Origin of the sequence: Arthrobacter sp. NPDC058288, assembly GCF_042880995.1 — a bacterium.
Lineage (GTDB): Bacteria > Actinomycetota > Actinomycetes > Actinomycetales > Micrococcaceae > Arthrobacter.
The window spans coordinates 1,275,071-1,288,313 of the sequence record NZ_JBHVYH010000001.1 but is presented as its reverse complement, the minus strand read 5'-3'; the positions used below and the strand labels follow the sequence as shown (position 1 = coordinate 1,288,313).

Here is a 13,243-nt window from a genome sequence, read left to right as displayed (position 1 = left end):
GGGATTTCCGAGGCGAAGGGCAACCATTGATCAACCCCGTTCATTTGCGGACCCTCGTGGAGGTCACCCGCCTTGGCTCATTCGCGGCGGCCGCCAACCGGCTGGGCTATACGGCCTCCGCGGTGTCCCAGCAGATGTCCGCCCTGGAACGGGACACGGGCGTGGACCTCTTCCAGCGGTCAGCCAGGAGCATCCACCCCACCGAGGCCGCCCTGGTGATGACGCGGCACGCCGCCAAGGTCCTCACCGACATTGAGGCGCTCATGGCGGCCGCCTCCCGGACGCACGACGCCACCCACCAGGAGCTCCGGCTGGGCATCTTCCCCAGCCTGGCAACCTATGTGCTGCCGCGGATCCTGCAGAACCCGAAGTGGAAGGACCTGGGCATCGACCTCAGGGTGTCCGTGGCTGAGCCGTCCCAGACCATCCAGGGGCTGCGCACTGGCGGCGAACTAGATGTGGCCCTGGTCTACCAGGTGGGCCAGTCCGGGCTGGCATGGCCCCACACCGTGAACCGGCAATGGATCGGCGACGACGAATTCCGTGTGGTGCTGCCGGCAGCCTGGGGTTTCCGTGCCGAGGCCAAAGTGGCGGCGGACCATCTGTCCGATATGCCATGGATCGTCCACCACCCGGGCACCAGCGACGCCACGGTCATTGAACGGCTGTTCGCCAGCTGCAACCTGCACCCCCGCGTAGTGGCCTACAGCGACGATTTCCATGCCAGCCTCGAAATGGCCGCCGCGGGGCTGGGCGCCGCACTGGTCCCTGAGCTTGCCCTGCGTCACCGGCCTGCCGGGGTGGTGGTCCTGGACGTTCCGGAGATCCGGCTGGCACGGAACGTCTTCGCCCTGCTGATCAATGACAAGCGGACGGCGCGGGTGCAGCTCTTCGTCGAACTCCTGGCTGACACCCTGCACAGCATGGGAACAGCCCGCTAGGACTCGCGGCCCTTCGCACGGCGGTCCCTGGCATCCCGGTCCTTCGCACGGCCCGGCACCCGCCCGGCAAATGACAGCAAGGCGGTCAGTACCTTGTCTTTCGCTGTGCCATAGGGCGGATAGGCCAGCCTGAGGGTGTCCGGCCACATCGGTTTGTCCAGGGCGGCCCGTTCGTGCGAAAACGTCCGCACGGAATGTTCGCCGTGATATGCCCCGATGCCGCTGCCGCCAACCCCGCCGAACGGGAGGCCCGGGACCGTAAGGTGTGCCGCAGGCGCTCCATAGGCCAGTGCACCCGAGGAGGTTTCCGCCGCGAAGGCGCTGCGCACTCCGTCATCTTTGCTGAAGACGTAGACGGCCAGGGGCTTGGAGCCGGAATTGATCATACGGATGGCTTCGTCCCGCCCGGTTACCGGCACCAGCGGCAGCAGCGGACCGAAGATTTCTTCGCCCAGGACCGCGTCGCCGGGGGCGGGCCGCAGCAGGGTCGGGGCAAAATACCGGCTGCCGGGGTCACGCTGGCCGCCATGCACCACGGTGCTGCCGTCCGCCAGTTCAGCGATCCTTTCAAAGTGCCGGTCATCCACGATGCGGCCGTAGGAGGCGCTGGACGCCGGGTCCTTGCCGAACATGGCCGTGATGGCGTCCACCAGCAGCGGTTCCAGCGCATCCAGAACCTCCGGGGCGGCCAGCACGTAGTCCGGTGCGACGCACGTTTGCCCTGCGTTCATGAACCGGCCCCAGGCAATGCGTCCGGCCGTTGTCGCGAGGTCTGCGGTCCTGTCCACAAAGGCCGGGCACCTGCCGCCCAGTTCCAGGGTCACGGGCGTCAGGTGTTCGGCCGCGGCCCGCATGACCACCCGGGCCGCGTCCTGCCCGCCGGTGAAGAAGATGTGGTCGAAACGCTCTGCCAGCAACGACTTTGTTTCCGGGATGCCTCCGGCCACCACTTCGGCGGCGCCGCCCAGGTAGTCCGGCAGCCAGCGGACCAGGGCGGCAGATGTTGCGGGGGCGTGCTCACTCGGCTTGAGCACCACGGTGTTCCCGGCTGCCAGGGCTCCGGCCAGCGGTGCCAGCGTCAGCTGGACGGGGTAGTTCCAGGTCCCTATGACCAGGACTACTCCGAGCGGTGTCAGCTCAGTCCAGGCCCGGCCCGGCTGCACAGCGAGCGGCACGTCCACCCGGCGGGCGCGAAGCCACGCAGCCAGGTGCCGCTCCAGGTGGGCCGTTTCCGCGGCCACGAAGCCGATTTCGGTCAGCTGTGATTCGCTCCGGTGCTTGCCCAGGTCGCTGAGCAGTGCGCCGGCGAAATCCTCACGGCGTTCGGCTAGCATCCTGCGCAGATTGCCCAGCTGCTCCAGCCGCCATGCCAGGGGGCGGCTCACCCCGCTGTCGAAAAGCTCGCGGGATCGGGCGACGGCGGCGGCAGGAGTGTGCATCCGATCAATGTACCCGTGCCATGGCGCAGGCGCGGGCTGCAGCCCGGGTACAGCGCCAGATAAAAATCACCGATGCTGGAATGGACTGGCCGAGAGGACTATGTTGAACATATGAACAAGGTAGCGAGCCGGCACTTTGGTGAAATCGAGCTCAACCACGGCCGGGACCACAACATCGCAGCGCGGCATGAACTGGGCGGCCAGCCGGTGGAGCTGGACCTGAACATCAATGCGCACGACCACTTCGACGAGGCGGCCATGCACAAGGTGGACTACCGGCTGCGGTATCTGCCCGAGCTTGTGGACCAGGTGCGGGACATGATCGCCGAGGAGCTGGAGCAGGAGGGCACCAGCCCCCAGGAGTACCGGCACTTCCACTGCAACGCCATCAAGGATGAGCACCTCCGGAAGGTGTTTGGCGTGGAAGACAAGAGCCAGCTGACGAATGCCGTGTTCCTGAAAGCGCTGAAACTAGGCCACGTGGGTATCTACCCCGGCCAGCCCGAACGCTACTTCGTCCTCGACTTCACCCTGGGCGAGCACTTCACCGACGAAGTCCTGGTGGCCTCCGCTGACGAAGACGGCGTCGTCGACGACGAAATCGTCTGGGAGTCCTAAACCGACTGTTAAAGTCCGACGGCGGCCGGTCACCTGTGGTGACCGGCCGCCGTCGGGCGTTGTGCAGTGGTTGAGCCTGAAGAAGCCCTACTTGGCTGCTTCGAGCAGTTCAGCGCGGACCGTCTTGGTGGCCGCGACGAGGTTGCGCAGGGACTCTTCGGTCTCGGCGTAGCCGCGGGTTTTCAGGCCGCAGTCCGGGTTGACCCAGAGCTGGCGGGACGGGACGTGCTTCACGGCGGTGCTGAGCAACTCGGTGACTTCCTGCTCACCCGGGACGCGCGGCGAGTGGATGTCGTAGACGCCCGGGCCAACGCCGCGGCCAAAGCCGTGGGACTCGAGATCGTGGACAACTTCCATGCGGGAGCGTGCGGCCTCGATCGAGGTGACGTCGGCATCCAGTCCGTCGATCGCGTCGATGATGGCGCCGAACTCCGAGTAGCACAGGTGGGTGTGGATCTGCGTGGAATCGGCAGCACCGGCAGTGGCCAGGCGGAACGAGTTCACGGACCAGTCCAGGTACGCGGCCTGGTCCGCTTTGCGCAGGGGAAGGAGTTCGCGCAGTGCCGGCTCGTCGACCTGGATGACCTTGATGCCGGCTGCTTCGAGGTCGGCGATTTCGTCGCGCAGGGCCAGGCCGACCTGGTTGGCGGTCTCGCCCAGCGGCTGGTCGTCGCGGACGAAGGACCAGGCCAGGATGGTGACCGGACCGGTGAGCATGCCCTTCATCGGCTTGCTCGTCAGCGACTGGGCGTACTCGGCCCACTTCACCGTGATGGGGGCGCTTCGGGTGACGTCACCCCACAGGATGGACGGGCGGGTGCAGCGTGAGCCGTAGGACTGGACCCAGCCGTGGACCGTGACATCGAAGCCTTCGAGGTTCTCGGCGAAGTACTGGACCATGTCGTTGCGCTCGGGCTCCCCGTGGACCAGGACGTCGTAGCCGAGCTCTTCCTGGAGCTCCACAACGCGCTTGATCTCGTCCTTCATGAGCTGCTCGTACTGCTCGTCGGTGAGGTCGCCCTTGTTGTTACGGGCCCGGGCCGAACGGATTTCGGAGGTCTGCGGGAAGGAGCCGATGGTGGTGGTGGGCAGCGGCGGCAGGTGCAGGGCCTCTTCCTGGGCTGCCTCGCGGACCGGGTACTCGGAGCGGCTGAAGTCGGCCGGGGTCAGGGCCGCGGTGCGGGCCCGGACGTCGGCGCGCTGCACACCCTCGGCGGCGGCACGGGAGGCGATGATGCGGGTGGCTTCGTCGATGGCAGTCTGCACTGAGCTTGTCCCAACACCGGCGGCGTCGGTCAGCAGGCCGGCGAGGGTTGCTACTTCAACGGCCTTCTGGTCGGCGAACGCCAGCCAGCTGCGGAGCTGCTCGGACAGCTGGGTCTCTTCCTCGACGTCGTGCGGGACGTGCTGGGTGGAGGTGGAGGTGCTGATGGCCAGTTTGGCCACTGACTTCTTCAGTTCGGCGATCTTGTCCGCAGAGGAGGCGAGATCGTTGCGCCAGATGTTATGGCCGTCCACGACGCCGGCAACGAGGGTCTTGTTGCCCAGTGCGGCGAGTGCCGCAGCGGACGGAACAGCGCCCTTGAAGACGTCGATGTGCAGGGCGTCGATGTTGGTGGCGGCGAGCGTGCCGAGCTGGCCGTTCAATGCGCCGTACGGGGTGGAAACGAACAGCTGCGGGCGCTGGGCGACAGCGGACAGCGCCTCGTAGGAGCGGGCAACGGCGGCCTGGATCTCTTCGACGGAGGTTTCCTGGTCAACCACGAGGGCGGGTTCGTCGAGCTGGACCCAGCTGGCTCCGGCGGCGGCCAGCTTCTCCAGCAGCGCGGCGTAGACCGGCAGGACGTCCTCGAGCCGGGACAGCGGGCTGAAGCCGGCCGGGGCGTCGTCGGAAGGCTTGCTCAGGAGCAGGAAGGTGACCGGACCGACGATGTACGGGCGGGTCTCCACACCGTTGGCGACGGCGTATTCGAATTCTTCGACGATGCGGTTGGAGGTCGGCGCGAAGTTGGTCTCCGGGCCGATTTCCGGCACAAGGTAGTGGTAGTTGGTGTCGAACCACTTGGTCATCTCCAACGGCTGTTCGTCTTTGTTGCCGCGGGCCAGGGTGAAGTAGCCGTCAATGTCCAGCTGGCCCTCGGCGTTGAGGAGGTTGCCGAAACGGGCAGGCACGGCGCCGAGGTGGGCGGCGGCGTCGAGCACCTGGTCATAGAAGGAGAAGGTGCCCGGGACGGCGGCGGCTTCGGTCAGGCCAAGACCCTGCAGGCGCTTGGCGGTGCCCAGCTGGATTTCCTTGGCGGCCGTGTCAAGGGCCGCGGCGTCGATCTTGCCGGCCCAGTAGGCTTCGACGGCCTTCTTCAGTTCGCGGCGGCGGCCGATGCGCGGGTAGCCCAGGATCGAAGCGGACGGGAAGGGAGTGGTCACGGCCGGGGTGTTCTGCTCAGTCATGTGGAATTCCTTGGGGTGTTGGTGAAAGTCAGGGGTGTTTGCTGCTGAAAATGTCGGTGTCGACGGGCGCGCCGGAGCGCGGAGCCGACCTGCAGGCAGCGCCCCGACAGGTGGGTGTGCCGGAGGGCGGAGCCGCCTCAGGCGGTCTGTTCGGCGGTGCTGTGGGGCGGGCGGAGCCGCCTCAGCTCGCCATTTCCTGGTGGCGGCGGGCAATGGCATTGAGCCGGCTCGCCGGGCGGGCGGGGCGTGGCAGGGCCAGCTTGTCCAGGACCTCCAGAGCACACGCGTGTTCGTTGAAGGTGTACAGGTGGATGCCCGGCGCTCCGGCATCCAGGGCCGCGTTGGCCAGGTCCACCGTTGCCCGGACTCCGATCAGCCGGCGCTCGGCGTCGGTGTCCGCGGCTGCCAGGCGCGCCATCAGTTCCGGTGCCGGTTCGACGCCGGTCAGCTCGGCCAGGCGGTTGAGCCGCCGCACGCTGGTCAGGGGCATCACGCCCGGGATGATGGGGATCGTGACCCCGGCCCGGCGCGCCCTCGTGATGAGGTCGGCGAACTGCTCCGTGTGGAAGAACACCTGCGTGATGGCGAAGTCCGCCCCGGAGCGCTGCTTGGCGAGCAGCACCTCGACGTCGTGGGCTTCAGTGGGTGATTCCGGGTGCCGCGTCGGGTACGCGGCCACGCCGACCGCCACTTTGCCGGCACACAGCAGTGCCGAACGGCGCTGCTCCACGCGGCGGATCAGTTCGATCAGGTCCTGGGCGTACCGAAGGGAACCGCTGACCGGTGCTGCTCCGTCCTTGGGCCGGTCGCCGCGGAGGGCCAGGATCCCGCGGACGCCGACGTCGAGAAGCTCGCCGATGATCTCGGACAGTTCCTCCGGGGTGTTGCCCACGCAGGTCAGGTGGGCCAGCGGCCGTAGCGTTGTTTCCAGCAGGAGCCGGTTGATGAGTTCGACGGCGGTGTCCCGGTTTGATCCGCTGGCGCCGTACGTCACGGAAACGTAATCCGGGTCCGTGGCTTCCAGCTCGCCAATGGTGGTCCAGAGCGACTCGGCGGCCGCCGGTGAACGCGGCGGGAAGAGCTCGTACGAGAGTGCCACCGGGGCGGCGTCGGAGAGATTCGGATGTGTGTCAATAAGGCTAGGTGGAGACATTTGCGTCCTTGGCTTTGGGCCATTGCCGGCAGCTGCGCCTCAGTCCATGGGACCGCGGAAACAACGAACCGTCAATGAATTTGAGTTTGGGAACACGGAGTGAACTTCGGCAGGGCGCAGCCGCGACTGTTACGCCTGACAGGAAGTTGTCCGTGAGCAAATGTCAGGCCCACATGGGGGCACCCACACCCTCCTGACGGAGGATCGCTGACACGTTACCTCGGTAACTTGTATAAGACTCTAGGGCCCGGCTCCGTAGCGTTCAAGCTGGCTTCCGAATTAAGACGCACCTTTACGCTCTGTTGCGTCGCCTCACAGAACATTGTTCGCCGAAACGTCCGCAATTGGCCAGCACCCGGAATGATGTGCGCGGCTGCCCGCGGATTCAGGACCGGCGGCGGGCCGCCTTCCGTAACCTCCGGTGCCCCAACCACACTGCGGCGGCCATCAGGCCGAGCACATCGGCAAATCCAAGGATGGACTCCCACGGCAGCTCGATGTCCCCGCTGTTGAGGTTGTTGAAGAACGAACCCAGCGGAGTGAGCAACGGCCACAGCACCAGGACGTTGCGGACGAGCGCAAAGGCCACGGCGTAGACGACGCCGAGGCCGAACAGGAACACCATTCCCTGCCCGCTCATCCCGTAACCCACGTGGTACACCGCGTACATGGCCGCCGCCAAGGCGATCCCGGGGCCCTGGCCAAGGCTCGCGCTGAGTCGCGTTTGGACGAAACCACGGAAGAAGATCGACTCGAATGCCCCGACAGTAAGGGACATGACCAGGAGCGGCACCCAGTCCACGGGCGCCGGCAGTGCATAACCCCAGAGGGTGATGGCGAACTGGATTGTGGACAGGACAAGGCCCAGGATGACAGCCTCCTTCCAGTTTCCCAGCCACAGGCCCAAGCCGGACAAAGGCCGCCGCCGCCGCACCGTGTAGAACACCGGCCCTGCGACGCCCAGGACAAGTCCGGCGCCGAAGCATAGGAAAAGGCCCAGGACGTTGGCGGCGGTAAAGACGGTGAATGCGAGTCGGAAGAGCCCGACGACGGCGAGGTACAGTACCGCGACCACGGCGAGATCCACCTTGTCGACTCTTGCCCGTTGGCTCCCCGGCCTCCGGAACCCGGGACCTGCGAGGAGGGCGAGCACAAGCGCTGAGGCAGGGATCACCAAACCGTAGACAGTGAGGTCCAGGAATGCCAGCAAGAGCATCGCCGCAACGAGCCACGAAGCCCACATCCATTGAGGCCGGTTGAAATTCCTTGCGATTTTCATCCGTTGCCGCCGCTCTGTTGTTCGGCTTCCCCCGCTATCAGCGTGGTGGTGGATGGCTGCCGGCGCTAGGGGATTTGGTCGCAACCCGCGAAGATCACCAGGGTTTGTCCGTGCCGGATCCGGTGTCGGTATTCCTCAGGTACTCGTCCCGCTGCATGCCGCCGTTGCGTTCGCGCTGCGCGGACTTGGCCGACTCCCCCAGCTTGTCCAGCTGGCTCTGCTGCGGTTCCGGATCGGGCTCCGGCTGCTTTTCTCCGGACCTGGGTTCGGCGCCGGACCTCGCGTCTCCGAGTTTGTCCGCTTTGCCCTGCAGCCGTTGTGCCGCTTCCCGGAGGCGGTCGCCTTCGCCGTCCGCCCCGTTGGCGGCGGCGTCGCTGCCCTCCGGGCTGAAGCAGCCGGGCGGAGCGGCCTTGACCGCTGCCAGTCCGTCGCCGTAGAGGCGGCCGGCTTCGGCGTCGGACCCCCCGGATTCGGCGGCATTGTCTGCCAGCCGTTCGATGCTCAGTACCAGGTTAACGCGCACCTTGCATTCGTCGCCCGGCGTGGCATCAGCGAGGGCTGCCTCAAAGAGTGCCCTCGCACCGGCGTAGTCCCCGCCCAGCACCAGGGCGTCGGCGGCGGCAAAAGGTGCTTTGTGCCGTTCCACGATGTTGGCCACTCCCAGTCCGGATGCCGCGGACGCTACGGCGGCCTGGTCACCGCGGCCGAATGATCCCGCCGCCTCGCCGCCCAGGTAGCCGACGCTCAGGAGCTTGACGGCGAGCGCCACGGCAATGAGCGCAGGCGCTGCGGATCCCAGCAGCAAACGGCGCCGTCGACGCTTGCCCAGGTCAGGCGACGGTTGCAGGCCCGTTTCCCGGATCATGCCCCGGCCTCCTGTTTTCCGGGCCTGAGCTGCCTCAGCTGGCGGAGCACCGTGATGCTCTCCCACAGCGCAAGGAGGAATGCGGCCAGCGCAGGGGCCCAGTACAGTTCCACCCTGCCCTCGAGTGACTCCGTTGCTTCCTTGAGGGCGCCGGGCCGGGCAGCCTGCATCATCGGGGCCACTCCATCCCCGGCAGCACGGTGGACATAGGGCACGCCGAGCTGCGCTGCGATCCCCCGAAGCGTGTCCTCGTCGATTCGGGACACGGCGTCCCCGGCGCTTTCGCCGCTGCGGTCCTGGATGTAGCCGGTGGCTTCGTCGGTTGAATAGCTGGTCTTCTCCTTCATCCGCCCGCCCTGGCCGGTGCCGTAGCCGAGCACCGCGCCGCCGTTGACCAGCGACGCATCCACGTTCATGGGCTCAGGCGCCTTGCCGCTGGTCTGCTCGCCGTCCCCGAAGTAGTAGACGATCCGTGCCCGCTCAGGGTGGCTCTCCCGCGCTGCCCCCAGCCGTTCGTTAAGGACGGTCCGGGCAGCAGTGACGCTGCTGCCTGTCGAGTACATGGTGATCTGGGGTTCCAGCACGCCGGTCAACGTATCAAGGGCTGATGTGTCCGTCGTCAGGGGCATCCGGACCACGGCCTGTGAATCGAACGTGATCATGGAGAACCGGGCCCCGGCCAGCTCCCCGGCTATGGCCATGATGTCCTTCCGGACGCCGTCCAGTCTTGGACTTCCTTTGCCATAGTCTTCGGCGGAGATGCTGCTGGTGGTATCCACCACGAAGAAAACGTTCACGTCGGTTGCCGCGGCCCGGACGCTCCCGCCGGGCACACCCGGGCGGAGCGCCGCCAGCAGCAGCAGGGCCACAAGTCCGGCAGGTAGGAGCAACCCGCGAAGGCCGGCGCCGCGGAGCCGGCCGCGGACGGCCGTCCACGTAAGGAACACGACGACGGCGACAACAACCGGAAGCATGATCCACCACGGCCAGATGGGCTGGAACGTCATGACCGCAGCCTCCAAGTAGCGCCGGCCAGCACCAGTCCGGACAGCAAAGCAATACTCAGGGGAATCTCGGCACGGTCCGAAACGGCGGCTTGCGGGGCGGCTTCGAAGACAGTGGCCTCCGTGGACTGGACCCTGCGGATGATCTCCGCGACGGCTTCCGGGCTGTCCAGCGGGTAGTAAGCACCGCCGGTGCCTTCCGCAGCGGTGCGTAGCTGAACGCCTGACTGGTCGGGGTCCGTGCCGTAGTCGAAGTCTCCGGGGTTGAGGGCGTAGACCCGGACGTCCTTCTTTTTGGCCAGTGCCGCGGCTTCCTGCAGGGTGAAGATGGGCTCACCGGAAATGAAGTTATCGGTCGCCAGTACAACGGAGCGGGATCGTTCCTCCGTGCCGTCGGTTGTCTTCCCACCCGTGCCGGTACCGCCGCCGCCGTTTGCCGGGAAGCCCTGCACGCAGGAGGCCAGACCGTCACCGATCAGCGAGGAGCCGGCACCGTTCCACGTGCCGTCCAGGAACGCGGCGCTGCCGGCTGCCCCCTCGAATGCTTCCTTCGCTGCCTGAAGCTGTTCCCGTACGACGTCGTAATCATCCGTCAGGGGGAAAACCTGCACCGCGCTGCTGTCGAAAACCGTCAAGCCCAGCCGTTCGCCGTCGAATCCCTCGACGAGCCGGGCGAAGACGTCCACCACCGCCGCGTCGGCACTGCTCATGGACCCCGAGGCGTCAAGGCACAGGATGATGTCGCGGTTGCGCTGCTCGGGGCTGACTGTGGTTCGTTCGGCGGGACGTGCTGCTGCCACCACGGCTGCCGCCATCAGCACCCCGCCGGCGACGGCGGCAACTGTGAGCAAGCGCCGGTGGCGCCGCACCGCGGCCTGGTACTCAGGCAACTCGGTGAGCCGGTGGCCGTGGGCAACTGGCCTCCGGGCGGCTTGGCCGCCCCGTTGCCTCCTGCGCGCCATCCAGTACGTCCCTGCGCCAAGAAGCAGGGCCGCCGGAATCATCCACCAGAAGATCAGTTCCATGTCCGGACTACCTCCCGGGCCGTCTCCGCCGCAATCGCGACACTGTCGCGGGGTTCAGGGGCGCGAGGTTCAGGGGCGCGAAGTTCGATGGCGCGGGGTTCAGTGTCGCGAGGCGCGGGGCCGAACTCCGCCGGATAAAGGCTGCTGACGGCCAGGGCCGCCGTCGGAATGTTCTGCTGGTTGAGTTCCGCCAGCGTCATCCTCGGAGCATCGATCCCGGTGACGTCGCGGACAAAGCTCCTGATGAGCAGGCTCAGTGCCTGGTGCGAGGCGCGTGCGGACAGCCGGCCCGCCGCGGCGTCAGCGGCCACACCATCGATCCGGCGCAGGTACTCTCGTTTCAGGCTGGACGGATTTGGCGGCGGCGCCGAGGGAGCCGCGGCGGACTGGACGGGACGCTGCCGGGTGCTCAGGACGACGTAGGCCAGCCAGGCGGCCACGAGCAGCAGCAGGCCGACGCCGGTCCACGGCAGCCACGCGCTGTATTCCAAGGGGCCATAGAACCCGGAGTCATTTCCCACGGCGGTGCCGTTCCAGGAGGGAGAACACCGCAGGCATTACATCATGGCTGCTTCCCGCGTTGACGTGGGCAATGCCCATCCGCCGCAGCACAGCCTCCCGGGCGGCGTCGCGCTGATCCTGCGCCGCGGCATAGGCCCGGATGACGGCATCAGACGTCGCGAGGCGTCCCGGAAGGAACCTGGCGTCCGCAACGTCGTAGCGGTCGGCGGGACCCGTGGCAGGCGCCTGCGTCCCGGCGGAGTTTGGCCCGGCGGAGTTGGTCCCGGCAGAGTCGGGGCCGGCCAGTTGCGCGTCGCGGACGGTCAGCCAGAGGACTTCGTGCTGGGCGCGCAGGCGGCGCAGCAGCCGCTCCATGCCGGCGTCGGGCACCAACTCGTCGGCCACAACGAAGAGCAGCATGCGCTGGCCGAAGTTGCGTGCCACATAGGAGAGCTGCTCACTGATGTTGCTGCGAGGCGAGGTCAGCGCCGTGGCATCGTTGACTTCGCGAAGAAGTCGTTCCAGGTGGGGCTCGCCGGCTTTCGCGGGCAGGCACCGGGTCGACGTCCCGTCACCGCACACCAGCCCCACCACGTCGCCGTGACGGTGGGCGAGGTAACCCACCACGCCCAGGGCCATCACCGCAATGTCCTTCTTCTCTTCGCCGCCGAGCGCAGAAGCAGCCATGTTGCGTCCGGTATCGGTGACCAGCAGCACTGTCTGCCGCCGCACCGCAACATAGCGCCTGATGAGCGGGGATCCGTGCCTGGCAGAGGCTTTCCAGTCGATGTCGCGGACTTCGTCTCCGGGAATGTAGGCCCGGAGGTCGTCAAAGTCCAGGCTGCGGCCCTTGAAGACGGAACCGTATTCGCCGTCGAGCATTCCGCGTGCCTTGCGGTGGGCGAAGATCGACATCTTCGATTTCACCCGGGTCAGGAGGCTGGACATGCCTGCGCGCTCAGGGAGTCTGGACGGACGCCACGATGGCGTCAATGACGGTTTCGACGGGAACCTGCTCCGCCACCGCTTCGAAGCCAAGGATGATCCTGTGCCGGAGCACCCGGTGGGCCAGTGCCTTCACGTCCTCGGGGATCACGTGGTCCCGGCCGTTCAGAAGCGCGACGGCGCGTGCGGCCTGGCTGAAGGCGATGCTGGCGCGCGGGCTGGCCCCGAATTCGATAAAACCGGCCAGGCGGGCGTCAATGTACTGCGCCGCGTTCCGGGTGACAAACACCAGCCCCACGATGTACCGCACGATTGCGGGATCGATGTAGACGCGTTTGACCAGCTCCTGCACTTCGGAGACCGCGTCCAGGGACGCAGCCGCGGCGGGGCGCTGTTCGTCGGTGAAGACGCCGGAATCGATCCGTCGGATGATCTCGGCCTCTTCGGCCGGTGTGGGGTAGTCCAGGACGTCTTTGAGCATAAAGCGGTCCATTTGGGCCTCGGGCAGCAGGTAGGTGCCCTCCTGCTCTATGGGGTTCTGCGTCGCCAGGACGAGGAAGGGGGAAGGCAGCCTGTGCACCACTCCCCCGATGGAAGTCTGCCGCTCCTGCATCGCTTCGAGCATGGCGCTCTGCGTCTTCGCACTGGAGCGGTTGATCTCGTCCAGGAGCACGATGTTGGCGTGCACGGGACCCAACTGGGTGACGAAGGTGCCCTTGGCGGCATCATAGATCTGGGTGCCCACGATGTCGCTGGGGAGCAGGTCCGGTGTGCACTGAATCCGCCGGAACTCTGCGCTGACGGCCTCGGCAACTGTCTGCGCAGCCGTCGTCTTCGCCAGTCCGGGGACGCTTTCGAGCAGGATGTGGCCGCCGGTCATGAGCCCAACCAGCAGCGATTCACGGAGCCTTGCCTGCCCCACAACCTTTGCGTCGAAGCTGCGGGAGATGCTGCCCATGACCTGCTGCGCCCGGGCCAGTTCCGCCGCTTCGATCCGGGCGGCGGCCGTAGTCTGAAGCACTGAA

The 13,243-nt window shown here is 66.9% G+C and carries 12 protein-coding genes; 2 read left to right on the top strand and 10 right to left on the bottom strand.

The features are described from left to right. The first annotated feature begins 26 nt into the window (after nt 1–26). Nucleotides 27–941 carry a LysR family transcriptional regulator gene (locus tag ACFVWT_RS06165; RefSeq protein ID WP_390246162.1) on the top strand — a complete coding sequence of 305 codons (915 nt, stop codon included), beginning with the start codon at nt 27–29 and terminating at the stop codon, nt 939–941. On the opposite strand, the gene ACFVWT_RS06160 is transcribed toward ACFVWT_RS06165, so the two are convergent. Further along, nucleotides 938–2,380: an aldehyde dehydrogenase family protein gene (locus ACFVWT_RS06160; RefSeq protein WP_390246160.1), complete on the bottom strand. Its 1,443-nt coding sequence runs from the start codon at nt 2,378–2,380 to the stop codon at nt 938–940. The genes ACFVWT_RS06165 and ACFVWT_RS06160 overlap by 4 nt on opposite strands. A 111-nt stretch (nt 2,381–2,491) precedes the next feature. Between ACFVWT_RS06160 and ACFVWT_RS06155 the strand changes: the two genes are divergently transcribed. Next, the gene (locus ACFVWT_RS06155; RefSeq protein ID WP_390246158.1) at nt 2,492–2,998 is read left to right on the top strand and encodes a DUF2004 domain-containing protein; all 507 of its coding nucleotides are present in this window, start codon (nt 2,492–2,494) and stop codon (nt 2,996–2,998) included. A gap of 87 nt (nt 2,999–3,085) precedes the next feature. Here ACFVWT_RS06155 and metE read toward each other — a convergent pair whose 3' ends face one another. The 9 genes from metE to ACFVWT_RS06110 all read right to left on the bottom strand — a co-directional run bounded on the left by metE (nt 3,086) and on the right by ACFVWT_RS06110 (nt 13,239). Then, on the bottom strand, nt 3,086–5,446 hold the full coding sequence (gene metE, locus ACFVWT_RS06150) for a 5-methyltetrahydropteroyltriglutamate--homocysteine S-methyltransferase (protein WP_390246156.1): 2,361 nt from the start codon (nt 5,444–5,446) through the stop codon (nt 3,086–3,088). Nucleotides 5,447–5,627: 181 nt separating this feature from the next. Further along, nucleotides 5,628–6,599, bottom strand: coding sequence for a methylenetetrahydrofolate reductase (locus tag ACFVWT_RS06145; protein ID WP_209750549.1), 972 nt, complete (start codon nt 6,597–6,599; stop codon nt 5,628–5,630). 385 nt (nt 6,600–6,984) lie between these two features. Then, on the bottom strand, nt 6,985–7,842 hold the full coding sequence (locus ACFVWT_RS06140) for a CPBP family intramembrane glutamic endopeptidase (RefSeq protein WP_390246154.1): 858 nt from the start codon (nt 7,840–7,842) through the stop codon (nt 6,985–6,987). 130 nt (nt 7,843–7,972) lie between these two features. Further along, nucleotides 7,973–8,743 (bottom strand): hypothetical protein, encoded by a 771-nt coding sequence (locus ACFVWT_RS06135; RefSeq protein WP_390246152.1) that lies wholly within the window; start codon nt 8,741–8,743, stop codon nt 7,973–7,975. Then, complete coding sequence (locus tag ACFVWT_RS06130; RefSeq protein ID WP_390246150.1) at nt 8,740–9,750, bottom strand: vWA domain-containing protein; 1,011 nt, start codon at nt 9,748–9,750, stop codon at nt 8,740–8,742. Before ACFVWT_RS06130 ends, ACFVWT_RS06135 begins: the two co-directional genes overlap by 4 nt. Continuing rightward, complete coding sequence (locus ACFVWT_RS06125) at nt 9,747–10,772, bottom strand: VWA domain-containing protein (RefSeq protein ID WP_390246148.1); 1,026 nt, start codon at nt 10,770–10,772, stop codon at nt 9,747–9,749. The genes ACFVWT_RS06130 and ACFVWT_RS06125 overlap by 4 nt, the downstream gene beginning before the upstream one ends. Then, the gene (locus ACFVWT_RS06120; RefSeq protein WP_390246146.1) at nt 10,763–11,293 is read right to left on the bottom strand and encodes a hypothetical protein; all 531 of its coding nucleotides are present in this window, start codon (nt 11,291–11,293) and stop codon (nt 10,763–10,765) included. The genes ACFVWT_RS06125 and ACFVWT_RS06120 overlap by 10 nt, the downstream gene beginning before the upstream one ends. Then, a complete protein-coding gene (locus ACFVWT_RS06115; protein WP_390246144.1) occupies nt 11,283–12,221 on the bottom strand; it encodes a DUF58 domain-containing protein in 939 nt (312 codons plus the stop codon). Before ACFVWT_RS06115 ends, ACFVWT_RS06120 begins: the two co-directional genes overlap by 11 nt. Before the next feature lie 10 nt (nt 12,222–12,231). After that, on the bottom strand, nt 12,232–13,239 hold the full coding sequence (locus ACFVWT_RS06110) for an AAA family ATPase (RefSeq protein ID WP_390246142.1): 1,008 nt from the start codon (nt 13,237–13,239) through the stop codon (nt 12,232–12,234). Between the last annotated feature and the right edge of the window lie 4 nt (nt 13,240–13,243).

What these genes read in the sequence shown, in the direction of transcription:
- ACFVWT_RS06160 (WP_390246160.1), bottom strand. Translation starts at nt 2,380, where the DNA reads ATGCACACTCCTGCCGCCGCCGTCGCCCGATCCCGCGAGCTTTTCGAC.
- ACFVWT_RS06155 (WP_390246158.1), top strand. Translation starts at nt 2,492, where the DNA reads ATGAACAAGGTAGCGAGCCGGCACTTTGGTGAAATCGAGCTCAACCAC.
- metE (WP_390246156.1), bottom strand. Translation starts at nt 5,446, where the DNA reads ATGACTGAGCAGAACACCCCGGCCGTGACCACTCCCTTCCCGTCCGCT.
- ACFVWT_RS06145 (WP_209750549.1), bottom strand. Translation starts at nt 6,599, where the DNA reads ATGTCTCCACCTAGCCTTATTGACACACATCCGAATCTCTCCGACGCC.
- ACFVWT_RS06140 (WP_390246154.1), bottom strand. Translation starts at nt 7,842, where the DNA reads ATGTGGGCTTCGTGGCTCGTTGCGGCGATGCTCTTGCTGGCATTCCTG.
- ACFVWT_RS06135 (WP_390246152.1), bottom strand. Translation starts at nt 8,743, where the DNA reads ATGATCCGGGAAACGGGCCTGCAACCGTCGCCTGACCTGGGCAAGCGT.
- ACFVWT_RS06130 (WP_390246150.1), bottom strand. Translation starts at nt 9,750, where the DNA reads ATGACGTTCCAGCCCATCTGGCCGTGGTGGATCATGCTTCCGGTTGTT.
- ACFVWT_RS06125 (WP_390246148.1), bottom strand. Translation starts at nt 10,772, where the DNA reads ATGGAACTGATCTTCTGGTGGATGATTCCGGCGGCCCTGCTTCTTGGC.
- ACFVWT_RS06115 (WP_390246144.1), bottom strand. Translation starts at nt 12,221, where the DNA reads ATGTCCAGCCTCCTGACCCGGGTGAAATCGAAGATGTCGATCTTCGCC.